Consider the following 23,854-nt stretch of genomic DNA (forward strand, 5'->3'; position numbering starts at 1 on the left):
GTCAGACGAGTCCTTCAGCGAGCGGGCCCAGGGTGAGCACCGGGAAGTACGTGAGTGCGGTGACGATGACCGTCACGGCGGTGAGGAGGCCGACGAACTGCGGCCGGTGGGTGGGGAGCGTCCCGGATGTCGCCGGGATGCGCTCCTGCGCCGCGAACGAACCGGCGAGGGCGAGCACGAGCACGATCGGGATGAACCTGCCGAGCAGCATCGCGATGCCGAGCGCGGTGTTGAACCACGGGGTGTCGGCGGTGAGGCCGGCGAACGCGGAGCCATTGTTGTTGGCCGCCGAGGTGAAGGCGTAGAGCACCTCGCTCATGCCGTGCACTCCGGGGTTCAGGATGCTGGTCGACTCGACGTCTGCTCTGATCCCCGGGATCGCGAAGCTCAGGGCGGTCCCGCCCAGCACGAGCGCCGGTACGACGAGGATGTAGAGGCTCGCGAGCTTGATCTCCCGCGGACCGATCCGCTTGCCGAGATACTCCGGGGTGCGTCCGATGAGCAGGCCTCCGACGAACACCGCGATGATCGCGAGCACGAGCATCCCGTACAGACCCGAGCCGACGCCGCCGGGGGCGACCTCGCCGAGCATCATGTTGAGCATCGGCATCATGCCGCCCAGTGCCGTGTAGGAGTCGTGCATGGAGTTGACGGCGCCGGTGGACGTCAGGGTGCTGGCGCTGCCGAAGAGCGTGGACCCGAGGACGCCGAAGCGCTGCTCCTTGCCCTCCATGGCGGCGCCGGCGAGCTCGGGCGCCGTGCCGCGGCCGGCCAGTTCGAGCGCTGACAGGGCGAATGTCGAGACCAGGAAGATCGTGCCCATGACCGCGGCGATCGCGTATCCCTGGCGGTGGTCGCCGACCATGCGCCCGAAGGCGCGGGGCAGTGCGAACGGGATCGCGAGGATGAGGAGGATCTCGAACAGGCTCGTCCACGCGGTGGGGTTCTCGAAGGGGTGCGCCGAGTTGGCGTTGAAGAACCCTCCGCCGTTCGTGCCGAGGAGTTTGATGACCTCCTGCGAGGCGACCGGGCCGCCGGGGATCGACTGCGTGCCGCCGGACACCGTCGTGGCGTCGGTGAAGCCGGCGAAGTTCTGCACCACGCCACCGGCGATCAGCACGACGGCGCCGACCAGGGCGATCGGCAGCAGCAGTCGTCCGAGTCCGCGGATGAGGTCGACCCAGAAGTTGCCGATCGTCGCGGAACCCCGACGGGAGAGTCCGCGGATCAGTGCGATGGCGATCGTGAGGCCGACGGCCGCGGAGACGAAGTTCTGCACGGTCAGGCCGGCGAGCTGCACGACGTAGCCCATGGTCTGCTCGGGCGAATACGACTGCCAGTTCGTGTTGGCCACGAATGACGCGGCGGTGTTGAACGCGAGGCCCTCCGGTACGGCGGGAAGACCGAGCGACTGCGGCAGGAACGCCTGCAGTCGTTGCAGTGCGTAGACGAGCAGGAAGCCGACGAGCGAGAAGGCGAGCACGCTGCGTGCGTAGGCGCGCCAGGTCTGCTCCGAAGTCGGGTCGACACCGATGACGCGATAGAGGCCTCGCTCGACGCGAAGATCGCGCGGCGAGGTGTAGATGCGTGCGATCGCATCGCCGAGCGGGCGATACAGGAGCACGAGGGCGACGATGAGCGTCGCACCCTGGAGGACGCCGAACCAGATCGTGGCATCCATCAGAACTTCTCCGGCGCGACGAGGGCGACGACGAGGTAGACGATCGCGGCGACGGCGAGAGCGGCGGCGGCGATCTCGAAGACGATCACAGTCGCTCCACCCCCTTCGCGATCAAAGCGACGAGGGCGAAGAGCGCGAAGGTCAGCGCGAGGTAGATGATGTCGAGCACGAGAGTCGATACAACTCCGGTGCGCTCGCCGTATCCACGATCCTCACGGTTTCCCTACGGGCGTGCGGTCGATGCATACGGGATGCTCACATCGCGCGGTTGCCGTGGATCTCACCGGCGTGAGCAGCGCGCCAGCAACTTAGGTTGACAGATTGAGTTAAGCAACATAGGTTGACTGAATGGAGTCTTCGAGGATCGCAGTGGTCGCTGCGGACACGAGCGACCCGAGAGCGGGCCTGCGGGCCGTGGCGTCGTTGCGTGTTCTCGCCGACACATTGGAGCTGCGGCAGGTCGAAGCCGCATTGCGTGCAGGGCTGAAGTGGCAGGACATCGCCGATGCGCTCGGTGTGACGCGGCAGGCGGTCCATAAGAAGCACGCCAAACGGGTGGATCCCTCGATCCCGATCCCGAGGAGGAACGCATGAGCAAGTTCATTCAGGCCGCGCAGACCAGTCAGATGCTGTCTCTCATGGCCCTGGAAGAGGCGTCACGACAGGGGCTCAGAGAAGCGGACATCGAGCACCTGTTCCTCGCGCTCGTGTTGTCCGACCAAGCTGCGGGGCGGGTGCTTCGAGGCTTGGGCATCAGCATCGAGGATGCGCGGCGTGCCGTGCGGGAACAGCACGAGGATCAGATCTCCTCTCTCGGTATCCGGGCAGAACTCCCCGAGCCGGGGCGGATCGTGTTCCACGAGACCGACGGGTACGAGCTCACGCGGCGGACCGCAGACCTGATCGGGCGCGCGGCGGGGAAGAACCGTGACGGGAGCGCATCGTCCGTCCTTCATGAGCTCGTCGTGGAGCCCAGTGGCCTCATCGATGACATCCTTCATCGGCTCGGCGCAAGTCGCGCGGATGTTCTCGTCAGGCTCGATCAGCCTGAGGATGTCGATGCGACGGCCCCATCCGAGGGAGCATCAGAGGCGTCGAAGGGGAGCGTGCGAGCATCCGGGTCGACGCAGGCGTTCGTGCCGGCATCCGTCGACAAGGTCTGGGAATACCTGGTCGATCCGGATCATGTCCCCGCGTGGCAAGGAAGCGTCGGCTCGATCGAGCGAGACGCGCAAGATGGGATTCCTGGCGCTGTGTGGCACGGTCACGCGCCCACGGTCCGTCCGGACGGCAAGCCGATCAAGATCCGACCGCCGTTTCGTCGCCGCGAGATCGAACTCGCCGTCGCGCATCGGGCGGAACGGGTCGCATGGCGCTTCTCGTACCCTGACGCACCCCGGACCAGCCCGATCCTGACCGAATTCATGCTCACGCAGACGCCGGGCGGAACCCAGGTCATCATCACCATGTCGTGGACCCGCCATCGTGGCTGGCGGAGAGCCATCGGCCTTCCGTTGCGGCCGGTGCAGAAGTTCTTGATCTGGATCAGCCTGTCCCAGATCGCCGCTGCCGTCAGTCGAGCGTTCCGCTGATCTCGCGGTTGAACAGGCTGCCTCAGTCGTGGCTCGACTGCCATTCCTCGGCGAGGAGTCCGTAGTTCATGCCGTCCATCCACTCGCCCGAGCGGTGCAGGCCGGTCTTGCGGCTGAACTCCTCGCGGCGCATGCCGATCCGCTCCATCAGTCGCCAGGATGGTTCGTTGTCGGCGAAGCATCCGGCGTGCACGCGGCGCAGACCCAAAGGGCCGAAGCAGACGTCGATCGCGGCCTTGACCGCCTCGGTGGCGTACCCATGACCGACGAACGCCGGGTCGAGCGCCCAGCCGAGCTCGGCCTGCACGCCTTTGGCGTCGTCGGCGACCTCCCGCTGCGCCCATGCGTCCTCGATGCGCACCATGAGGTCGCCGATGACGGTCCGGTCCACGCCGGACGTCGGCAGCAGCTCGATCACGAAGGTCGCTGCGAGGCGGTCGGGTTCGAGATAGCGCGCGTGGAATTCGTCGCGCGTGGCTGGTGCGACGCCGAGCCAACGGTTGACCTCGGGGAGCTGCCGGAACTCCCAGAGTCGGTCGAGGTCGTCCGGAGAGCAACGTCGGATCTCGAGGCGTGAGGTGCGGATCGGCCATGGATCAAGGTGCTGCGGGTCGGTCATGGATTCAGCCTAGATCCCACACAACGGGCGGCATGGAAAGTTCTTCAGAAAAGTTCTCTGATCTGGGTTAAACCAGGGTTGGAATGTCGGTGGCCCCCTGTTGAATAGTGAGTATGAACAGCATCGTTGCTCGGCTTCGGGATGTGGAGGAGTCTCTCGATTCGGTGGTGCGTGATGCGTTCGGTGCGGAGCGGATTCCTTCTCTGTCGGATGCCGATGTGGCGGAGGTGCTGGCGGTGTCGGGGCGGATCCAGCGCCGCCTGGAGGGCGTGCAGGTCGAGGCGACCGTGCAGGTGGTCGATCGGTCGGTTGGGCTGAAGGAAGAGCGGTTGACGACCCGGTTCGGGTGCTCGAAGCCGGCGGATCTCGTGCGGATGCTCGTCGGAACCGACACGCGGGGCGCGACCAGGTTGGTGCGGGCGGCCCGGTTGGTGCGCCGTGATGTCGGGATCACGGATGGGGCGTTCCTGCCGGCCCGGTATCAGGCGTTGCGGGAAGTGATGGTCGACGGGGGTCTGGGTCTGGCGGGGTTGTTGGCGGCGACGGATCCGATCGAGCAGTCCGCGCGGCGCATCAGTGATGAGGACCGGGTCGAGGCCGACCGGCAGTTGGCGGACTTCGCCCGCGGCGTGGACGCCGGGGCGGCGGAGAGTGTGGCGCCGCGCCCGGTCCCGCTTCCGGAAGACCTGGGAGTGCTGGCGCGGGTGATGGTGGCGTATCTGGATCCGGATGGTGCGGAGCCGGCGGAAGAGGCGGCGATGCGGGGGCGGTACTTCTCGATCGGGAAGGTCAAGGACGGTGCGGCGCCGGTGCGGGGGAGCCTGCTGCCCGAGGTCGCGGCACAACTCGCCCTGTTGATCGACAGCCTCCTGAACCCGAAGATCAACGGGGCCGACGAGCCGGGCAGGGACAGCGAAGCAACCGATGACGGAGCAACAGCCGGCAGGCCACGGGGTGGTGAGCCGATGGGCGGCGCGTCAACGGGAAGCGGCGTGCGGTTCGAACCTTCCGCCGACACCGACCCCGCGGACGGAACGGGCGTCACGGATATCCGCACCCGTGGGCAGAAACTCCACGACGCTCTCGCCACGATCTTGAACACTGCGGCCCGGACCGACTTGTTCCCGCATCTGGGTGGTGCGGCTCCGACGCTCACGGTCTCGGCGACGGCGGCGGATCTTGCCGCGGGGTACGGGTGGGCGCAGATCGGGCACACCGGTGACCTGGTCCCGCTCACGGCGGCACTGCAGGCCGGGTGTGCGGGTGGGATCCAGCGGATCCTGTTCGATGACCATGGCCGGATCGTGTCGATCGGCACCAGCAGTCGGATCTTCAATGCCCTGCAACGCCGGGCGATCACTGCGAGGGATGGTGGGTGCGTGATCCCGGGGTGCACGATCCCCGCGACGTGGTGCGAGGTGCACCACGTGCAAGAGCACGCGGACGGCGGTCCCACGCATACCGATAACGGGGTGCTGTTGTGCTGGTTCCATCACCGCACCCTGCACCTGACCGAGTGGGTGATCCGCATGAACCACGGTGTCCCCGAAGTCCGCGGCCCCGCCTGGTGGGACCGCCACCAGAGATGGCATCCCACCCGAAGCCCCCACCACCGACAACCCGTCCCCGGATGACGGGCGAACCAATTGAGTCGGCCGGGATGCGGCTGACACGCACCGAATCTTCACGTCACCGGCATCCGCCCACAGCGAAACGCACAGCGCGTTCTGATCACGACCACGTAACGTCGATCTCATGACGACCATCGAGGTCAGCGAAGACGACATTCGCCAGACGCGCGAACTCCGTGACGAATTCCAGAAGTTCCTGCGCGAGTACGAGTTCGGGATGCGCGAGGTCGAGACGAAGATCTCGATCCTGAGGGACGAGTTCCTCCACGATCACGCGTACAACCCCATCGAGCACGTGAAGAGCCGGATCAAGACGCCGGACAGCATCGTCGAGAAGATCGCCCGCAAGGGGATTGAGGAGCCGGACTTCGAGCGCATCCGTGAGGAGATCACCGACATCGCCGGTGTGAGGGTGACGTGCAGCTTCGTGGCTGACGTCTACCAGCTCTTCGACCTGCTCACCCAGCAGGACGACATCACGGTGCGGGCCGTGAAGGACTACATCAAGAACCCGAAGCCCAACGGTTACAAGAGCCTGCACGTCATCATCGAGGTGCCCGTGTTCCTGTCGACCGGGCCGCTCCTCGTGCCCGTCGAGGTGCAGTTCCGCACGATAGCGATGGACTTCTGGGCGAGCCTTGAGCACAAGATCTACTACAAGTTCTCCAACCAGGTGCCATCGCACCTCGTCGAGAGCCTGTCGGATGCGGCGGATGCGGCCGCCGAACTCGACTCGCGGATGGAGCGGCTGCACCGGGAGGCACACGGCGTGCCGCAGCGTCAGCTGGATCCGCCGCCGCCCCGTATCGTCGAGGTGTAACTCGCTCAGCCGAGGAACTCGCGCACCGCCGTCGCCATTGCTGTGACGCCGACCTCGATCGTCGGGTGGATCTCCGGCGCGAAGAACGGGGAATGGTTCGTCGGGATCGTGCTGGCGACCGTGCCGCTCTCGACCGCGGCGGCGAAGGTCGCGGGGTCGACCCCGCCCCAGAACCAGAACACCAGAGGCGCACCGGCGTCACGTGCGAACCATGAGACGTCCTCGCTGCCCGTGATCATCCCGGGGTCGATCACGGCGGCTTCGCCCAGCGTGCGCTGGAATGCGGCACTGACCCGCGCCACGGCATCCGCATCGTTGATCGTGGGCGGCAGCGTGTGGTCGGTGCGGATCTCTGGCTCGCGCTCGGCGCCGGAGGCGAGGGCCTCTGCTCGGACGATCCGTTCCACGCTCGCGAGCACGTCGGCGCGGGACTCGTCGTCCGGATAGCGCAGGCTGAGCTCGAGCGTCGCCTCGGCGGGGATGATGTTGTTCTTCAGCCCAGCGTGGATCGATCCGACCGTGACGACGGCGACGCCCTGCGGGTCGGTCTCGCGAGAGGCGATCGTCTGCAGGCGCATCACGGTGGCGGCCGCCATCACTACCGGGTCGATGGTCGTGTGCGGCCTTGACCCGTGCCCACCGCGGCCGTGCAGGGTGACGGTGAGACCGTCGGATGCCGCCATCTGGGTGCCGCTGCGCAGGCCGATCACTCCCGCCGCGAACGGGGTGACGTGCTGGCCGAGCACGATGTCGGGCTTCGGGTAGCGGTCGAGGATGCCGGCGTCGAGCATCGCCCTGGCCCCCGCGCCGTACTCCTCAGCCGGCTGGATGACGACCACGAGCGTGCCGGACCATTCCGCCCGCTCGGCGACGAGCCGCTCGACCGCTCCGAGCATGGCCGTGACGTGCATGTCGTGCCCGCACGCGTGCATCACGGGGACGTCGTGGCCGGCCGGGTCGATCCCGTGCGCGGTGCTCGCATACGCGAGACCCGTCTGCTCCTCGACCGGGAGTGCGTCCATGTCGGCGCGCGCCCACACCGTCGGACCCTCCCCGTTGCGCAGCACGCCGATGACGCCCGTGATGCCGACGCCCTCTTCGACCTCGAGCCCGAGATCGCGCAGGTGCCCGGCGGCGATGCCCGCGGTGCGCGTCTCCTGGAAGGAGAGTTCAGGATGCTGGTGGAGGTCGATGTACAGCGCTTCGAGGTCGATGCTCATGGGGCGAGCCTACTGTCACTCCACGCGCGCGTACGTCTCGAGTTCCGGACCAGGATGCAGCACGGCGTTCACGATCGCGCGGATCGCGAACTCGCTGGCCTCGCCGAGCTCGACGATCTCCGGATGCAGCAGCCACTGCAACTGCAGGCCGTCCATGACGGCGAGGATGCTGGCGGATGCCGCGGCGACAGTGTCGGGCTCGGTCACGCCCTCCTGAGCGCACAGGGCGTGGAACGCCTCCGACACCTCGCGCCTGAGGGTGGTGTAGCGCTCCTCGAAGAAGTCGCGCGCCGGGTGGTCGTCGGTGACCGACTCGTTGGACAGCACGGTGTAGGCCTGCACGATGCCGGGGCGGCGCTCGTTCGCGAACGCCGTGCGCACCAGATGCAGGAAGAGCTCCGGTCCCCCGGGTATGTGCTTCTCGTCGAGCTCGGCGACGTCGGCCTGGTCGCGGTAGGCGAGCACCTCGAGCAGCAGCTTCTGCTTCGAACCGAAATGATGCAGCACGCCGGCGTGCGTCATCCCGACCTGCTCGGCGACGTCGGCGAGCGTGCCGTTCGTCGATCCCTTGTTGCCGAAGATCTCGACCGCTGCTTCCAGGATGTCGGTGCGTTTCTGCCTGGTGGCAGGGCGCGTGCGCGTCGGATTCTCTGTGGCCACGGCATCCCCCTCTGAGGTGAGTGTAACGGTCTGGCATCGCGTACTTGCAAGCTTACTTACTTGTCGGTAACCTCGCCTCAGTTTACTTTCTCATGAGTAAGCTAAAGCGTCACACCGACGCGTGCCACACCTGCACAATGACCCGTGTCCAAGGAGAAGCAATGAAGCTCAGCAGATCTCTGATCGCGATCGGCGCGATCGCGACCCTCAGCATCGGCGTGCTCGCCGGATGCTCGCCGGCCTCAGACGACGGCGGGGGTGCGGACTCCGGCTCGTCCACCGCCGCACTCACGATCGCCAAGCCCGACGGGGCGATCACCACCGAGTCGCACAACCCCTACCTCGGCGACTCGGCCGCATCGAAGTACGGCTACGCGAAGGTCATCTTCGAGCCGCTCGCGCTCGTGAACCCGACCGGCGACCTCGGCACCACACCGTGGCTCGCGGAGTCGGTCGAGTGGAACGACGACTACACCGAGCTCACCGTCGTCCCCCGCGGCGACGTCAACTGGAGCGACGGCGAGCCGTTCACGGCAGACGACATCGTCTTCACATTCGACCAGTTCCTCAGCGGCAAGCTCACCGACTCCTCGGGTCTGAACTACCAGGGTGCGACGGTCGACGGCGACAAGGTCACGCTGAAGTTCGGTGACTCGAAGTTCACCGCCCAGTCGCGCGTGCTGCACACTCCGATCGTGCCGCAGCACATCTGGGAGAACATCGCCGACCCCAACACCGACCCGCTCACGGCCGACGGCCTCGCCGTCGGCACCGGCCCTTACGCGCTCTCCAGCTGGACGACCGAATCGGTCACCCTGACCGCGAACGAGGACTACTGGGGCGGCGAGCTCTCGGTGCCAGAGCTGCACTACGTCTCCTACGGCGACAACGCCGCCCTCACCACCGCGCTCGCATCGGGCGAGGCCGACTGGGCCCAGGCGTTCCTGCCGCAGATCGAGGAGAGCTATCTGTCGGTCGACCCCGACAACCAGTTCCTCGTCTCGCCCACCGCCGGCGCGGGCACGCTGTTCATGAACCTGCAGACCAAGCCGTTCAACGACCCGGCGCTGCGCCAGGCCCTGGCCTGGACCATCGATCGCGACGCGTACGTCGACATCGCCCGCGAGGGCGCGAGTGAGGCGGTGTGGAACGTCACCGGGCTCGGAACGCTGCTCGCGGACGAGATCATCCCCGAGTACCAGGATGCCGAGTACTCGGTCGACGTCGACAAGGCGAAGCAGATCCTCACGGACGCCGGCTACACCTGGAAGAGCGACAAGCTCATCGACCCCGACGGCGAAGCCGTGTCGTTCTCGGTCTCGGTTCCCGCCGGATGGAGCGACTGGAACACCGAGCAGGCGCTGCTCGCAGAAGAGCTCGGCGACAACCTCGGCATCGAGGTCAAGGTCGACCAGCCCGACTGGGGCGGCTGGGACGCCGCCCGCCAGGAGGGCACCTTCCAGGCGATCATCCACTGGCTCGAGGACACCGGAAACGTGTACGGCCTGTACACCTCGACCATGGATCCGAAGTGGATCGTCGACGACAAGGCGCAGTACAACTTCGGCCGCTTCGAGGACCCCGCGGTCACCGAGGCGCTGAACACCTACGCCAACGCCTCCTCCGATGAGGAGCGCGCTGCGGCCTCGGCGGTGCTGCAGACCGCCTTCGCCGAGAACGTGCCGGCCATCCCGCTCGGCGCGCATCCGCTGCTGGGCGAGTTCAACACCCGCAACTACGTCGGATGGCCGAGCGAGGACGACCAGTACGCGTCGGCCGACCCGACCCAGCCGGGCATCGTGCAGATCCTGACGAAGCTCGAGGCGAAGTAAGAACGCGCGGATGCTGAGCCCGTCGATGCATGCGTCGACGGGCTCGGCAGCACCACGCCCGGCATCCGTTCCCCGCACGAAAGCGATACCCATGCCAGACCCCCTGCTGACCGTCCGAGACTTCTCGGTCGTGTACGACGTCGATCCGCCCGTCGCGGCGGTCAAGAACGTCACCCTCGAACTGCAGCGCGGCGAGATCCTCGGACTCGCCGGCGAGAGCGGCTGCGGCAAGACCACCCTCGCGTACGGCGTGCAGCGTCTGCTCAAGGCACCGGCGGTGATCACGAGCGGATCCGTCACCTTCCACGACGCGGACGGCGACGACATCGACGTCAGCGCGCTCGGCGCCGAGCAGATGCGCCGCTTCCGCTGGGACAAGATCTCGATGGTGTTCCAGGGGGCGATGAACGCTCTGAATCCCGTCGCCACGATCGGCGCGCAGCTCGAGGACGTGTTCGAAGTGCACCGTCCGGGCATGAGCAGGAAGCAGCGGCGCGAAGCGGTCGCCGAGCTGCTCGAGATCGTCAAGGTCGGCGCGCAGCGCGCACGCTCGTTCCCGCACGAGCTGTCGGGCGGCATGCGCCAGCGCGTGATGATCGCGATGGCGCTCGCGCTGCGTCCGCAGCTCATGGTCATGGACGAGCCGACGACGGCGCTGGACGTGCTCGTGCAGCGCGAGATCCTCCGCCAGATCTCGCAGCTGCGCGAGGAGTTCGGGTTCTCGGTGATCTTCATCACCCATGACCTCCCGCTGCTGCTCGAGATCAGCGATCGCATCGCCATCATGCGCGAGGGCGAGATCGTCGAGATCGGCACCGCAGAGCGGATCTGGAACGCCCCGCAGGACGAGTACACGAAGACGCTGCTCTCCTCGTTCCCGAGACTGACCGGCGAGAAGGGGGTGGTGGTGCGATGAGCACTCTCGAAGTGAAGAGCGTCACCAAGGTCTACAACGTGCGCGGGGCCGGACAGCTCAAGGCGCTCGACGACGTGAGCTTCACGCTCACCTCGGGTCGGACGATCGGCCTGGTCGGCCAGTCCGGCAGCGGCAAGTCGACGATCGCGAAGATCCTCACCCAGCTCGAGACGCCCACGAGCGGCGAGGTGCTCCTCGACGGCACGCCGATCCCGCGCCGAGGACGAGGGCTTCGCACCTACCGGCAACAGCTGCGGATGGTGTTCCAGGACCCGTTCGCCTCACTCAACCCGTACCACTCGATCCGCTACCACCTCGAGCGCCCTCTGCGCCTGGATGCCGTGGTGCCGAAGAGCGAGACCGAGGCCGAGGTGCGCCGGCTCCTCGAGCGGGTGCGACTGGTTCCGGATGCCGTGATCGATCGCCGTCCGCACGAGCTCTCCGGCGGGCAGCGCCAGCGCGTCGCGATCGCACGTGCGCTCGCCTCGCGGCCGAAGATCCTCGTCGCCGACGAGCCCGTCTCGATGCTCGACGTCTCGATCCGCCTCGGCGTGCTCAACCTGCTCGCCGACCTGCAGCGCGAGGAAGGGCTGGGCGTGCTCTACATCACGCACGACCTCGCGACGGCCCGCCACTTCAGCGACGAGATCATGGTGCTCAACCAGGGCAGGATCGTCGAGCACGGGCCCGCCGACGACGTCATCCTGCGGCCGCAGGACCCGTACACGCAGGAGCTGCGCGCAGCATCCCCCGACCCTGAGCGATTCTTCGCCGACACCCGTGGAGGTGCACGATGACCGCCGTCGAACCCCAGATGCCCACCACCGACGAGCGGTCGTCCGTCGACGCCGTCGAGGTCGGCACGACCGCGACCAAGGTCGTCGCCGGTCGCTCCCGCATACCGTGGCGCTTCCTCGGTGGGCGTGCGGCGTTCTACATCTTCACCCTGTGGGCCGCGCTCACGATCAACTTCTTCCTGCCGCGGATGATGAAGGGCGACGCGGTGAGCCAGTACCTCTCGCGCAACCGCAACGTCTCTCCCGAGGCGGCCGACGCGCTGCGCTCGTTGCTCGGGCTCGACACCGACAAGACGCTCTTCCAGCAGTACCTCGACTACTGGGCTCTGCTGCTGCGGGGCGATCTGGGCGTATCCCTGCTGCACGGCCTGCGGCCGGTCACGGAGGTCGTCAGCCAGGCACTGCCGTGGACGATCGGATTGGTCGGCTTCGCGACGATCGTGTCCTTCGCGATCGGCACGATCGGCGGTGCGGTGATCGGATGGCGCAGGGGCAGCAGGCTCGAGGCGCTGATCCCGATCACCACCTTCCTCAGCACCATTCCCTACTTCTGGCTCGGCCTCCTCGCGATCGCGGTGTTCTCGGTCAACCTCGGCTGGTTCCCGATCGGCAAGGCGTACGGCGTCGGGATGGTGCCCGGCTGGAACCTCGAGTTCATCGGTCAGGTCATCGTGCACGGCACGCTGCCTGCCGCGACGATCGTGATCGCCTCTCTCGGCGGATGGATGCTGGGCATGCGCAACATGATGCTCACCGTGCTCGATGAGGACTACATCACCGTCGCGCAGGCGAAGGGCATGCCCAACCAGCGCGTGCTGTGGCGTTACGCCGCTCGCAACGCCGTTCTGCCGCAGATCCAGAGCTTCGCACTGTCGATCGGTTTCATCGTCGGCGGCACGATCGTGATGGAGATGGTCTTCAGCTACCCGGGCGTCGGCAAACTGCTGCTGGATGCCACGAATGCGAAGGACTACGCGCTCATGCAGGGCGTCTTCCTGGTCATCACCCTCTCGGTGCTGGTCGCGAACATCCTCGCGGACATCGCCTACGCATTCCTCGACCCGCGCACGCGCCAGACGGAGGCCTGAGCCATGACCACGACAGAGAAGGCCGGCCGGCGCCAGGCGAGCGCTCCCGACACGTTCCTCATCCGCACCAGCGGTACCGGCACCGGGGGCGAGCGCCAGAGCTTCTGGGCGAAGCTCGCCTCGGCGTTCGCGATGTTCCGCAACGGCAAGTCCATCGCAGGTCTCGCGATCCTCGCATTCTTCGTGCTGGTCGCGATCTTCGCCGACGTGCTGGCGCCGTTCTCGCCCACGGAGATCGACAACTCGGCGCGTCTGCAGCCGCCGTCCGCGGCGCATTGGCTGGGCACCACCCACATCGGGGAGGACGTGCTGAGCCAGGTCATCCACGGCACCCGCGGCGTCATCGTCGTCGGATTCCTCGCCGCGCTGATCGCCACGGTGATCGCCATCACCGTGGGCGTGATCGCCGGGTACCTGTCCGGATGGAAGAGCGAGGCGCTGTCGGCGCTGACCAACGTGTTCCTGGTGATCCCTGGGCTGCCGCTCATCATCATCGTCGCCGCGATGTTCGAGGACCCGCCCCTGGTGCTGATCGCCGCCGTGCTGGGCCTCACGGGGTGGGCGTGGGGCGCGCGAGTGCTGCGCGCGCAGACCATGTCGTTGCGCAACCGCGACTTCGTGCAGGCCGCGAAGGCCAACGGCGAGCCCCTGCGCCGCATCATCACGGTCGAGATGCTGCCGAACCTCATGGCGCTGATCGCCGCGAGCTTCGTCGGCACGGTGACCGCCGCGATCCTCGGCCTCACGACGCTGTCGTACATCGGCGTGATCCCCGTGACCACGTACAACTGGGGAACGATCCTCAACTGGGCCTCCGCCCAGGGGGCGTTCGGCCAGAACCAGTGGTGGTGGTACCTGCCGCCTGGACTGTGCATCGCTGCGATCGGCGTCGCTCTGTCATTGATCAACTTCGGCATCGACGAGTACGTCAACCCGCGCCTGCGCTCCGCCGGCGAGCGGGCGCGTGCGATGAAGAAGAAGGGCCTGAACGTGAACGACGCGGTCACGGCCGTGCGCACCACCGACGCGGCCGCTGCGACCGCAGAGACCAAGAAGTGATGACCTCCGAGACCCTCACCCTCCCGTACCTGAACCCCGATCTGGCCGTCTCCGACCGCGTCGCCGACCTCCTCGGGCGCATGACGCTCGAGGAGAAGATCGGACAGATGCTGCAGCTCGATGCGCGCGACGATCTCGACGACCACGTGCTCCGGCGCATGGTCGGATCGATCCTGCACACCTCGCCGGAGCGGATCGTCGCGGCGCGCGAGTTGACGCTGCAGACGCGCCTGCAGATCCCCCTCCTCGTCGGTGAGGACTGCATCCACGGTCACTCGTTCTGGCCAGGCGCGACCATCTATCCGACCCAGCTGGGCATGGCGGCTTCGTGGGATGCGTCCCTGCTGGAGAAGGTCGCCCGCGCGACAGCCGTCGAGGTCGCGGCGACCGGTATCCACTGGACGTTCTCGCCGGTGCTCTGCATCGCCCGCGATCTTCGCTGGGGGCGTGTCAACGAGACGTTCGGCGAGGATCCGTTCCTGCTCGGAGAACTCGCGTCGGCGATGGTCCGCGGCTACCAGGGCGAGGGGTTGGACGATCCGACGGCGATCCTCGCGACGGCCAAGCACTTCGCCGGGTACTCCGAGACCCAGGGCGGGCGTGACGCCAGCGAGGCCGACATCTCGCGGCGCAAGCTGCGGTCGTGGTTCCTGCCGCCGTTCGAGCGCGTCGCCCGCGAAGGGTGCCGCTCGTTCATGCTGGGTTATCAGAGCATGGACGGCGTGCCGATCACCCTCAACGACTGGTTGCTCAGCGACGTGCTGCGCGGCGAGTGGGGCTACACCGGCACGCTGATCACCGACTGGGACAACGTCGGCCGGATGGTGTGGGAGCAGCGGGTGCAGCCCGATGTCATGCATGCGGCAGCGGCCGCCGTGAAGGCTGGCAACGACATGATCATGACGACGCCCACCTTCTTCGAGGGCGCTCTGGATGCTGTCGCGCAGGGCCTGCTCGAAGAAGACGCCTTCGATGCCGCCGTCGAGCGGATCCTCACGCTGAAGTTCGAGCTCGGACTGTTCGAGGACCCGCGGACCCCGCTGGACGGGCTCGAGCAGATCGTCGGAACGGTGGAGCACGCGGACCTCAACCTGGAGGTCGCGCGACGTTCGCTCGTGCTGCTCGAGAACGACGGGACACTACCTCTACGGCAAACCTCGATCGCGCGCGTCGCGGTCGTCGGGCCGCTCGCGGACGATGCGCAGGAACAGCTCGGCGACTGGGCCGGCGGTTCGGGGCAGGCCGGATGGCTCGACGGGCAGCCGCGCGAGATGATCACCACCGTGCTCGACGGGCTGCGCGAGATCGCGCCCTGGGAGGTCCTGCACGTGCGCGGCGCGGACATCCTCACACTCGAGCCCGACCCCGCCGGTGCGACCTGGCCCGACGGGCAGCCACGCCCGCCGGTCGTGAAGCCGTGTGCACCGGATGCCGCGCAGATCGCCGAGGCGGTCGCCGCGGCGAAGGCGGCCGACGTGTGCGTCGCCGTGGTCGGCGATGCGCAGGGGCTGTACGGCGAGGGCCGCTCCACGGCGACTCTCGAGCTCATCGGCGGGCAGAACGCCCTGCTCGACGCCGTGATCGGGACGGGCACGCCCGTCGTCGTGGTGCTCATGGCGTCGAAGCCGCTGGTGCTGCCGGCATCCGTCTCCAAGGCCGCCGCGGTGCTGTGGGTGGCGAATCCGGGGATGCAGGGTGGGCGCGCGATCGCCGAGCTGCTGACCGGTCAGATCGAGCCCACCGGCCGCCTGCCGATCTCGTTCGCACGGCACGCCGGCCAGCAGCCGACCTATTACAACCAGCTCCGCGGACAGCACGGCGACCGCTACGCCGACCTCACGCAGTCGCCCGCGTGGGCGTTCGGCGAGGGGCTCTCGTACACGACGGTCGAGTACAGCGACCTCGTGCTGGCCGATCCTGCGCTCGCAGCATCCGGCACGATCGTCGCCGACGTCACCGTGACGAACACGGGAGAGCGGCCGGCGCTCGAGACCGTGCAGGTGTACGTGCGCGATCAGGTGACGAGCGTGAGCTGGGCCGACAAGGAGCTCAAGGCCTTCCGCAAGGTGGCGCTGGCGCCGGGCGAGAGTGCGCGCGTGCGCCTGGAGTTGCCCGTCGCGGACTGCACGATCGTGGATGCCGCTGGCGACCGCGTCGTCGAGGCGGGTGAGTTCACCCTGCTGGTGGGCCCGAGCTCGCGCGACGAGGTGCTGCTGAACGCAGTGTTCACGGTCGCGTGACGCGCGCCTTCCATCGCCGAGCCCCCTTCCGTCGCCGACGCCCCTCCCGCCCTGCGCACACCCGAGGGGGCGTGGACGACGAGAGGGGGCGTCGCCGTCAGGCGGTGGGGGCGGTCAGGACGACGTTGCCGCGCTTGCGGCCGGTGTCGACGTAGCGGTGCGCCTCGACGACCTGCTCGAGAGAGAAGGTGCGGTCGATCACCGGGCGCAGCACCCCAGTGCCGGCGAGGTCAGCGAGACGCTGCAGGTCGTCGCGCGTGATCGGGGACAACCCGGTGTTGCGCACGTGCACTCCGCCCGGGCGAAGCAACCCTCGGCATGCACGCCGCGATGACAGTGCCACTGCGTCGTAGACCACATCGAACCGCGGACCGAGTCGGGTGAAGTCCTCGGACTGGTAGTCGATCACGGCATCCGCTCCGAGGTCCTCGACGAGTTCGCGATTGCGTGAGCTGCACACCGCCGTCACCTCGGTACCGAGGTGCTTCGCGATCTGGATCGCATAGGTGCCCAAGCTCCCCGAGGCACCGTTGATCAGGATGCTTTGCCCCGCACGGAGTCGGGCCTTCTGCAGATTCTTGTGGGCGGTCAGCGCACCGGCAGGGAAGGCTGCGGCTTCCTCGAAGCTCAGCGACGCGGGTTTGCGCACGATCGCGCCGAGACGCTGGGCGTTGCCGGCTGCGACGGGGAGGCACCTGTACTCGGCGTTGCCGCCGAAACCGAACCCGCAGAAGGCCATCACCTCGTCACCGGGTACGAACGTCGTGACAGCGGATCCGACAGCATCTACGACACCGGCGAGCTCCAGCCCGAGGATCAGGTCTGGTCTCGGGCGGAACAGCCCGAATGCGAAGCGCGCCGCGAACGGATCGGCACGTCGGATACGCGCATCGCCCACATGCGCCGTGGTCGCGACCACGCGGATACGCGCCTCGCCGTGACGTGGCTCGGGCATCGGCACATCCCGGATGGACAGCACCTCTGGGGCGCCGTATGCCGGGCACACCACCGCCTTCATTCCCGAGCTCTTCCGGTGTCGTAGGCCCACATCGCCGCCTCGACGCGGTTGCGCACCTTCAGCTTCGCGAGGATCGCGCCGATGTGGGCCTTCACGGTGCCCAGCGACACGAACAGCCGCTCGCCGATCTCGTCGTTCGTGAGGCCGGAGCTCAGCAGCGCGAGCACCTCCTCCTCGCGCGCTGTGAGCGCTTCGTCGGGTGCAGCGACGGGGCGGCGGTTCGCGAAGGCCGACAGCAGCCGCGTCGTCACGCGCGGGGACACGAGCGACTCGCCGTTCGCCGCGGCCCGGATCGCTTCGCCGATCAGCGGCCCACCGGCATCCTTGAGCAGGAAGCCCTTCGCGCCGGCACGCAGTGCGCCGTGCACGTATTCGTCCAGGTCGAAGGTCGTGATGATCACGACCGCGATCGGATCCTCGACGTCGGGCCCCGCAAGCAACTCCGTCACCTGGAGCCCGTCCAACTTCGGCATCCGGATGTCGACGAGCGCGACGTCGGGACGCAGCCTTCTCGCCGCGCTCACCGCGCTCACGCCGTCGTAGGCGTCGCCGACGACCTCGACATCGGGGAGGGTCTCCAGCAGCAGGCGCAGTCCGGTGCGCACGGACTCCTGATCGTCGGCGATGAGCACGCGGATCATGGCACTCTCCGCGGGACGCGCGCACGCAGCGCCCACCCGCCGGCATCGCTCGGACCGGCATTCAGCTCGCCACCCAGCAGAGTGAGCCGCTCGGCCATCCCTCGCAGGCCGAACCCGTCGCCCGTCGGGGCGGGCTGCCCGTCGTCGATGACCGTCAGGATCACGTCACCGCTCTCGGACCGCACATCGACGTCGATGCTGCCGGCCCCGATCGCGTGCCTTCTCGCATTGGTGACGCCTTCCTGCGCGACGCGGTACAGCGTCGCTGCGACGACTCCCGATGGTGCGGGCGTGACGTCGATTCGCACCGTCACCCGTGGCGGTCCCGACGTCGCGAGAGCAGCCACATCGTCGAGCCCACGGGTCGGGACGTACGCGACGGGCTCGCGCAGCGTGCGGACGATGCCGCGCATCTCGTCCAGCGCCGCGCTCGCCTCCTTCTCGATCGCGGCCAGCGACGCGGCCGTATCGGTCGCATCGACGCCGCGAGCCGTCGCCGCCTGCGCCCGAATGGCGATCGCCGAGACGTGATGCGCGACGGTGTCGTGCAGATCGCGCGCGAGCGAATCACGCTCCTGCGCGCGGGCCATCGTGATCTCACGCTCCCGTGATGCGGCCCGTTCGCGGCGCAACGCACCGATCAGGCACGCAGTGCCGACGAACAGCAATCCGACGATCGCGCCGATCAGTCGATCCGCCGCGGTTCCCGTCGCCAGCGCGGATGAGACGAGCACGCTGACAGCGAGGGCCGCGGAGCCGATGATGCGTTCGGTGCGCGTTCCCCAGCGCAGCAGCGCGTACGGGACGAGCAGCAGTGCGAACATCGCGCCGAGGCCGGCCTGAGGCAATCCCGCCCATGCCTGCGCGACGGCGAATCCGGTCGTCAGGGCGGTCATGGCCAGCACGAGGACCAGCGGGTGCCGACGCCGCCACGGGAGCCCGGAGAGGAGGAGCGCCGTCACGGCGACCGTGGCGATCGGCCAGTGCAGGTCGTGGCGGATCGCGCCCTCGACCACCGCCAGTGCGATGAGCGCGATCGCGAGGGCGAAGTCGCGGCGCCGCGGCGTGCGCAGATCGCTGACGGTGTCCACGCCACGCATGCTACGCGACCCGTTCGGCTGGCCGGCGTCCACGGCGGATGATCAGCTCGGCCACGACGATGTTGATCATCCACCCGGCGTCCATCTGCACGAGGCGCCAGAACTCGTCCGGCGTGCCGAACAGCAGCGCGAACGGTGCCGAGGTGAGCACCTGGGTTCCGGCGCCCATCGCCAGCGCATAGGCGCGGATCATCCATCCTCGATGCGCGCCGATGTCGCGGCGCAGCACCGCCATCACGCCCAGACAGAGGAAGACGAGCATGAGGATGCCGACGACGTAGCGCGAGATCTGCAGCGCGAGGCCGTCGATGGGCGGCACATCGTAGAACGCGGTCATCCACAGGCCGCTCAGCGCGACCGTTGCCCCCGCCGGTACGAGCAGGTATCGCCCTGCGAAGCGGTGCCATCCGATGCGGCGGGATCGTAGCCGCGGGAGGAACTGGAAAGCGCCGATGCCGGCGTATACCAGTGCCGCGATGATGTGCAGCACGACAGGAAGAGGCACCTCCATGAAGCGCGCGTTGCCGGCGGTGGTCGGTGCACCGCTCGCGATCTCACCGACGCGGAACGCGCCGGCTGCGGACGGGATGAGCGCGAGCAGGAGCAAGCCGGTCGCGATGAGGACGTCACGACGGTCGGAACGTGAGGGAGAGGAGATGCGAGCCGGTGTGCGGAGCTTCAGACGGGAAGTGGTCATGCACCCAGCGTCGCTGGGACCGACCGCCCGGCGCATCGGCCGATCGGCCGATGTCAACGCTCTGCCGCGCCGAGGTGATCCGACCGCAGTCGCCGCCGTAGCCTCTCGCGTATCAGATGCGGTCGAGTTGCTCGAGGAACTCGTCTGCCATCTCGAGCTGTCTCGCAAGCTTGTCTCGGCGTTCTGCTGCATCGACGCGGAAGTCACGCAGCACGGTCAGCGCCTCCGGGTCGTCGCCGGGTCCGGCTCCGTCCAGCACGCGCAGAAGGTCGCCCATCTGCTCCAGTGAATATCCGAGTGGCTTCATGCGCCGGATCAGCAGCAGCCTGCGCACATCGTCATCGGTGTAAAGGCGGAAACCGCCGTCGGTTCGCCCCGATGGGTTGACGAGTCCGATCTCGTCGTAGTGGCGGAGTGTGCGCAGCGAGAGCGAGGTGCGTTCGGCCACTTCACCGATGTGCATGGTCTTCGCGTCGTTCACTGCGGTCTCCCTGTTCTGAAGATTTACGTGCAACTCTCACGTTACGGTAGAGTCTCCTCGTCCGCAGTCTGCGGACCGACTCCCCATTGTCTCCCGACGACCCCGTCGGAGCTGCGCAACGGTGCGCTGCAACATCTCCGTCCACTCCCCGCACCCTCTGGAGCGCCCATGACCGACGTCATCCCCGTTCAGGATCCCAAAGAGCGATACCGCATCGAACCGACCGTGTGGCAGGCGCTGCGCAGCCCCCGCCTCCTCACACGCGAGGTCCTTGCCGGGCTCGTGGTGGCGATCGCGCTGATCCCTGAGGCGATCGCATTCTCGCTCATCGCCGGCGTCGACCCACGCGTCGGACTGTTCTCATCGTTCGTCATGGCCGTGGCGATCGCCTTCCTCGGCGGCCGCCCTGCGATGATCACTGCTGCGACCGGAGCGATCGCGCTGGTCATCGCGCCGGTCGCGCGTGAGTACGGCATGGACTACTTCATCGCCACCGTGATGCTCGGCGGGCTGATCCAGGTCGTGCTCGCCGCGCTCGGAGTCGCGAAGCTGATGCGCTTCATCCCGCGAAGCGTCATGGTGGGATTCGTCAATGCGCTCGCGATCCTGATCTTCATCTCGCAATTCCCGCAGCTGATCGACGTGCCGTGGATGGTGTACCCGCTCGTCGTGGTCGGACTGCTCATCATGTTCCTGATGCCGCGCATCACCAGAGTGGTCCCCGCTCCGCTGGTCGCGATCGTTCTGCTCACGGGTGCTGCCGTCGTCTTCGGGCTCAACGTGCCCACCGTTGGCGACCAAGGTGCTCTGCCGCAGAGCCTGCCTGAGTTGTTCATCCCGAACGTCCCGCTGACGTGGGAGACGTTGGCTGTCATCCTCCCGTACGCCGCCGCGATGGCCGTGGTCGGAATCCTCGAATCGCTCATGACGGCGAAGCTCGTCGACGACATCACCGACACCCACTCACGCAAGACCCGCGAGACCTTCGGCCAGGGAATCGCCAACGTCCTCTCCGGCGCATTCGGCGGCATGGGTGGCTGCGCGATGATCGGCCAGACCATGATCAATGTGAAGGCCTCCGGCGCGCGCACCCGCATCTCGACGTTCCTGGCCGGCGTCTTCCTGCTGATCCTCGTCCTCGTCCTCGGCGACGTCGTAGCGATCATCCCGATGGCGGCGCTCGTCGCCGTCATGATCGTCGTGTCGGTGCTCACCTTCGACTGGCACAGCATCCGACCAGCGACCCTCAAGCGGATGCCGAAGAGCGAGACGTTCGTCATGCTCATCACCGTCGTCATCACGGTATGGACCCACAACCTCGCCGTCGGCGTGGGTGTCGGAGTCCTCGCGGCGATGGTGATGTTCGCCCGACGCGTCGCACACTTCGTCAGCGTGACGCGTCGTATCGACAAGGACGAGCAGGTACCGACAGTGCGCTACACGGTCGACGGCGAGCTCTTCTTCGCCTCCAGCAATGACCTCACGACGCAGTTCGAGTACGCGGAAGACCCCGAGCGGATCGTCATCGACATGTCGCGTTCACACGTGTGGGATGCGTCGACCGTCGCCGCACTCGACGCGATAACGACGAAGTACGCCCGTCACGGCAAGAGCGTCACCCTGGAGGGGATGAACGACGCCACGACCCGGATGTACGGACGACTCAGTGGAGGGCTCGGCGCCGGGCACTGACTCAGTCGGCGTCCGGCCCGTCGCCGTCGTCGAGTCGGCGCGGCCCGACTCCGGATGCGCCGAGGGCGTCGTCGGGGTTGAGCAGTCCGCACGCCTTCATCGACAGGCACCCGCAGCCTATGCATCCCGTCAGTTCGCGCTCCAGACGCTCGATCCCTTCGCGTCGTCGCTCCAGGTCGCGCTTCCACCGCCGTGACGCGCGCTGCCAGTCCTCGTGGCTCGGCGTGGCCGTGAGCGGCACATCGGCGAACGCCTCCTGCACGTCGGAGAGCGGGATGCCCAGTCTCTTGGAGACGGTGATGAGGGAGACCCGCCGGAGCATGTGACGCGGATAACGTCGCTGGTTCCCCGGCGTGCGCGTCGACGCGATGAGGTCGAGCTTCTCGTAGAAGTGCAGCGCCGACACGGAGACACCGGTTCGCCTGCTCATCTCGCCGATGCTGAGCAGTTCGTCGGGGACGTGGTGCGGTGATTCCGCGCCCTCTTCGGTCGCCATCTCTGCTCCTCCCGCCGTTGTCGATTTGACCTCAAGGGTACTTGAGGTTTTAGCGTGGAGGACATGACCCGGAGGAAGAATTCTCGATGACCTATGTGATCGCGCTGCCGTGCGTCGACGTCAAGGATCGTGCCTGCATCGACGAGTGCCCGGTCGACTGCATCTACGAGGGCGAGCGCTCGCTCTACATCCACCCCGACGAGTGCGTCGACTGCGGCGCATGCGAGCCGGTGTGCCCCGTCGAGGCGATCTACTACGAAGACGACGTGCCGGAGGAGTGGGCGGACTACTACAAGGCGAACGTCGAGTTCTTCGACGGCATCGGCTCCCCGGGCGGGGCCGCCAAGCTCGGGATGATCGCGCATGATCATCCGCTGATCGCCGCGTTGCCCCCGCAGGAGGGGATCGAATGACTGGGGCGCACAGTGATCCGACCGCATCGGCAGTGGGCGAGGGGTTGAAAGCGGCATTCCGCACTCACCCGGCCGGCATCGCGATCATCACCGCTGCCTCGCCGACCGGACCCGTCGGTCTCACGGCATCCAGCGTCGCCTCCGTCGCGGTCGACCCGGCAGCGATCATGTTCTCCGTGACCCGTGCGACGGGCAGTGCCGGAGCCCTCCTCGGCGCCGACACCTTCGTCGTCCATCTCATCGACGACGACCACGCCGATCTCGCTCAGGCCTTCGCGACCAGCGGTGCCGAGCGGTTCACCCCCGAGCAGGGGTGGGACACGCTCGGCTCAGGCGAACCGCATCTGCCCAGCGCCAGAGCGGCGCTGCGCTGCCGGGCGTTGCACACCATCCCGGTCGGCTCATCGACCGTGGTGATCGCCGAGGTCCTCGACATCATCGCCGGCGGTGCCGGCCGTCCTCTCGTCTACCTCGACAAGCGCTTCCACTCCCTGCCGATCCACTCTGAAAGGAACTGACATGCCCGCTCCCTACACCCTCCCCGAACTGCCCTACGACTACGCGGCGCTCGAACCGCACATCTCCGGCAGGATCATGGAGCTGCATCACTCCAAGCATCACCAGGCCTACGTCACCGGTGCCAACACCGCGCTCGAGCAGCTCGCCGCAGCGCGCGACGCCGGCGACCTCGCGAACGTGAACAAGCTCGAGAAGGATCTGGCGTTCAACCTCGGCGGCCACGTCAACCATTCGGTGTTCTGGCAGAACATGTCACCTGACGGAGGTGGCACCCCGGAGGGCGAGCTCGCCGCGGCGCTGCAGGACTCGTTCGGCTCGATCGATGCGTTCCGTGCGCACTTCACGGCCACCGCCCTCGGCGTGCAGGGCTCTGGATGGTCGGTCCTCGCGTGGGACGGCCTCGGGGCGCGACCCGTGATCTTCCAGCTCTTCGACCAGCAGGGGAACGCACCGCTGGGTGTCACGCCCCTGCTGCAGCTCGACGTGTGGGAGCACGCGTACTACCTCGACTACCTGAACGTCCGGGCCGACTACGTCAAGGCGTTCTGGGAGATCTTGAACTGGGACGACGTGCAGCAGCGGTTCGAGAGGGCGCGGACGGCGACGCAGGGGCTCATCTCCGCGCGCTGACACGCCCGAGCG

General features: G+C 67.5%; 24 protein-coding genes and 1 pseudogene. 14 read left to right on the forward strand and 11 right to left on the reverse strand.

Annotation, left to right across the window (positions count from 1 at the left end; genetic code table 11):
• Nucleotide 1: 1 nt before the first annotated feature.
• Both kdpA and ACYVG2_RS06965 read right to left on the reverse strand, forming a co-directional pair.
• Entirely contained in the window at nt 2-1,681 is a 1,680-nt protein-coding gene (kdpA, locus tag ACYVG2_RS06960) for a potassium-transporting ATPase subunit KdpA (protein WP_460780302.1), read from the reverse strand.
• Nucleotides 1,681-1,770 carry a potassium-transporting ATPase subunit F gene (locus ACYVG2_RS06965; RefSeq protein ID WP_448966789.1) on the reverse strand — a complete coding sequence of 30 codons (90 nt, stop codon included), beginning with the start codon at nt 1,768-1,770 and terminating at the stop codon, nt 1,681-1,683. The genes kdpA and ACYVG2_RS06965 overlap by 1 nt, the downstream gene beginning before the upstream one ends.
• 259 nt (nt 1,771-2,029) lie before the next feature.
• Here ACYVG2_RS06965 and ACYVG2_RS06970 point away from each other — a divergent pair, with 259 nt between their 5' ends.
• Together ACYVG2_RS06970 and ACYVG2_RS06975 are read left to right on the forward strand one after the other, a co-directional pair.
• The gene (locus tag ACYVG2_RS06970) at nt 2,030-2,275 is read left to right on the forward strand and encodes a hypothetical protein (protein ID WP_460780304.1); all 246 of its coding nucleotides are present in this window, start codon (nt 2,030-2,032) and stop codon (nt 2,273-2,275) included.
• Nucleotides 2,272-3,273 (forward strand): SRPBCC family protein, encoded by a 1,002-nt coding sequence (locus ACYVG2_RS06975; RefSeq protein ID WP_460780305.1) that lies wholly within the window; start codon nt 2,272-2,274, stop codon nt 3,271-3,273. The genes ACYVG2_RS06970 and ACYVG2_RS06975 overlap by 4 nt, the downstream gene beginning before the upstream one ends.
• A 22-nt stretch (nt 3,274-3,295) precedes the next feature.
• On the opposite strand, the gene ACYVG2_RS06980 is transcribed toward ACYVG2_RS06975, so the two are convergent.
• Complete coding sequence (locus tag ACYVG2_RS06980; RefSeq protein WP_460780306.1) at nt 3,296-3,892, reverse strand: GNAT family N-acetyltransferase; 597 nt, start codon at nt 3,890-3,892, stop codon at nt 3,296-3,298.
• A gap of 113 nt (nt 3,893-4,005) precedes the next feature.
• Here ACYVG2_RS06980 and ACYVG2_RS06985 point away from each other — a divergent pair, with 113 nt between their 5' ends.
• Together ACYVG2_RS06985 and ACYVG2_RS06990 are read left to right on the forward strand one after the other, a co-directional pair.
• Nucleotides 4,006-5,526, forward strand: a complete 1,521-nt coding sequence (locus ACYVG2_RS06985; RefSeq protein WP_460780307.1) for an HNH endonuclease signature motif containing protein — start codon at nt 4,006-4,008, stop codon at nt 5,524-5,526.
• Nucleotides 5,527-5,647: 121 nt separating this feature from the next.
• Nucleotides 5,648-6,343 carry a GTP pyrophosphokinase gene (locus tag ACYVG2_RS06990; RefSeq protein ID WP_460780308.1) on the forward strand — a complete coding sequence of 232 codons (696 nt, stop codon included), beginning with the start codon at nt 5,648-5,650 and terminating at the stop codon, nt 6,341-6,343.
• A 5-nt stretch (nt 6,344-6,348) separates the two neighbouring features.
• Here ACYVG2_RS06990 and ACYVG2_RS06995 read toward each other — a convergent pair whose 3' ends face one another.
• Together ACYVG2_RS06995 and ACYVG2_RS07000 are read right to left on the reverse strand one after the other, a co-directional pair.
• The gene (locus tag ACYVG2_RS06995) at nt 6,349-7,563 is read right to left on the reverse strand and encodes an amidohydrolase (protein WP_460780309.1); all 1,215 of its coding nucleotides are present in this window, start codon (nt 7,561-7,563) and stop codon (nt 6,349-6,351) included.
• A gap of 15 nt (nt 7,564-7,578) precedes the next feature.
• Nucleotides 7,579-8,223 carry a TetR/AcrR family transcriptional regulator gene (locus tag ACYVG2_RS07000; protein ID WP_448966782.1) on the reverse strand — a complete coding sequence of 215 codons (645 nt, stop codon included), beginning with the start codon at nt 8,221-8,223 and terminating at the stop codon, nt 7,579-7,581.
• Between the two features lie 161 nt (nt 8,224-8,384).
• On the opposite strand from ACYVG2_RS07000, the gene ACYVG2_RS07005 reads away from it, so the two are divergent.
• The 6 genes and pseudogenes from ACYVG2_RS07005 to ACYVG2_RS07030 all read left to right on the forward strand — a co-directional run bounded on the left by ACYVG2_RS07005 (nt 8,385) and on the right by ACYVG2_RS07030 (nt 16,155).
• The gene (locus ACYVG2_RS07005; protein WP_460780311.1) at nt 8,385-10,055 is read left to right on the forward strand and encodes an ABC transporter substrate-binding protein; all 1,671 of its coding nucleotides are present in this window, start codon (nt 8,385-8,387) and stop codon (nt 10,053-10,055) included.
• 91 nt (nt 10,056-10,146) lie between these two features.
• A complete protein-coding gene (locus ACYVG2_RS07010; RefSeq protein WP_460780312.1) occupies nt 10,147-10,971 on the forward strand; it encodes an ABC transporter ATP-binding protein in 825 nt (274 codons plus the stop codon).
• 104 nt (nt 10,972-11,075) lie between these two features.
• Nucleotides 11,076-11,768 (forward strand): annotated as a pseudogene (locus tag ACYVG2_RS07015) (ABC transporter ATP-binding protein); the annotation flags it as partial.
• Nucleotides 11,765-12,856: an ABC transporter permease gene (locus ACYVG2_RS07020; protein ID WP_460780313.1), complete on the forward strand. Its 1,092-nt coding sequence runs from the start codon at nt 11,765-11,767 to the stop codon at nt 12,854-12,856. The pseudogene ACYVG2_RS07015 and the gene ACYVG2_RS07020, both read left to right, overlap by 4 nt.
• Before the next feature lie 3 nt (nt 12,857-12,859).
• Nucleotides 12,860-13,915, forward strand: a complete 1,056-nt coding sequence (locus ACYVG2_RS07025; protein ID WP_460780314.1) for an ABC transporter permease — start codon at nt 12,860-12,862, stop codon at nt 13,913-13,915.
• On the forward strand, nt 13,915-16,155 hold the full coding sequence (locus tag ACYVG2_RS07030; RefSeq protein ID WP_460780315.1) for an exo-beta-d-1,3/1,6-glucosidase: 2,241 nt from the start codon (nt 13,915-13,917) through the stop codon (nt 16,153-16,155). The genes ACYVG2_RS07025 and ACYVG2_RS07030 overlap by 1 nt, the downstream gene beginning before the upstream one ends.
• 97 nt (nt 16,156-16,252) lie before the next feature.
• On the opposite strand, the gene ACYVG2_RS07035 is transcribed toward ACYVG2_RS07030, so the two are convergent.
• From ACYVG2_RS07035 to ACYVG2_RS07055, 5 genes are all read right to left on the reverse strand, one after another.
• On the reverse strand, nt 16,253-17,110 hold the full coding sequence (locus ACYVG2_RS07035; RefSeq protein ID WP_460780316.1) for an NAD(P)-dependent alcohol dehydrogenase: 858 nt from the start codon (nt 17,108-17,110) through the stop codon (nt 16,253-16,255).
• A gap of 59 nt (nt 17,111-17,169) precedes the next feature.
• Nucleotides 17,170-17,814, reverse strand: a complete 645-nt coding sequence (locus ACYVG2_RS07040) for a response regulator (RefSeq protein WP_460780317.1) — start codon at nt 17,812-17,814, stop codon at nt 17,170-17,172.
• On the reverse strand, nt 17,811-18,905 hold the full coding sequence (locus ACYVG2_RS07045) for a sensor histidine kinase (RefSeq protein WP_460780318.1): 1,095 nt from the start codon (nt 18,903-18,905) through the stop codon (nt 17,811-17,813). The genes ACYVG2_RS07040 and ACYVG2_RS07045 overlap by 4 nt, the downstream gene beginning before the upstream one ends.
• Nucleotides 18,906-18,915: 10 nt before the next feature.
• Nucleotides 18,916-19,611, reverse strand: a complete 696-nt coding sequence (locus ACYVG2_RS07050) for a DUF2306 domain-containing protein (protein WP_460780319.1) — start codon at nt 19,609-19,611, stop codon at nt 18,916-18,918.
• 112 nt (nt 19,612-19,723) lie between these two features.
• A complete protein-coding gene (locus tag ACYVG2_RS07055) occupies nt 19,724-20,074 on the reverse strand; it encodes a MerR family transcriptional regulator (RefSeq protein WP_460780761.1) in 351 nt (116 codons plus the stop codon).
• Nucleotides 20,075-20,260: 186 nt separating this feature from the next.
• Between ACYVG2_RS07055 and ACYVG2_RS07060 the strand changes: the two genes are divergently transcribed.
• On the forward strand, nt 20,261-21,784 hold the full coding sequence (locus ACYVG2_RS07060; RefSeq protein WP_460780320.1) for a SulP family inorganic anion transporter: 1,524 nt from the start codon (nt 20,261-20,263) through the stop codon (nt 21,782-21,784).
• A 1-nt stretch (nt 21,785) separates the two neighbouring features.
• Here the strand turns inward: ACYVG2_RS07060 and soxR are convergent, their stop codons facing one another.
• Nucleotides 21,786-22,280 carry a redox-sensitive transcriptional activator SoxR gene (gene soxR, locus ACYVG2_RS07065; RefSeq protein ID WP_460780321.1) on the reverse strand — a complete coding sequence of 165 codons (495 nt, stop codon included), beginning with the start codon at nt 22,278-22,280 and terminating at the stop codon, nt 21,786-21,788.
• A gap of 86 nt (nt 22,281-22,366) precedes the next feature.
• Between soxR and fdxA the strand changes: the two genes are divergently transcribed.
• The 3 genes from fdxA to ACYVG2_RS07080 are packed head-to-tail and all read left to right on the forward strand — an operon-like array spanning nt 22,367 to nt 23,842.
• Complete coding sequence (gene fdxA / locus ACYVG2_RS07070; protein ID WP_460780322.1) at nt 22,367-22,693, forward strand: ferredoxin; 327 nt, start codon at nt 22,367-22,369, stop codon at nt 22,691-22,693.
• A complete protein-coding gene (locus ACYVG2_RS07075) occupies nt 22,690-23,211 on the forward strand; it encodes a flavin reductase family protein (RefSeq protein WP_460780323.1) in 522 nt (173 codons plus the stop codon). Before fdxA ends, ACYVG2_RS07075 begins: the two co-directional genes overlap by 4 nt.
• A gap of 1 nt (nt 23,212) precedes the next feature.
• Nucleotides 23,213-23,842 (forward strand): superoxide dismutase, encoded by a 630-nt coding sequence (locus tag ACYVG2_RS07080; RefSeq protein ID WP_460780324.1) that lies wholly within the window; start codon nt 23,213-23,215, stop codon nt 23,840-23,842.
• Nucleotides 23,843-23,854 lie beyond the last annotated feature (12 nt).

It is taken from the genome of Microbacterium shaanxiense (assembly GCF_054779995.1).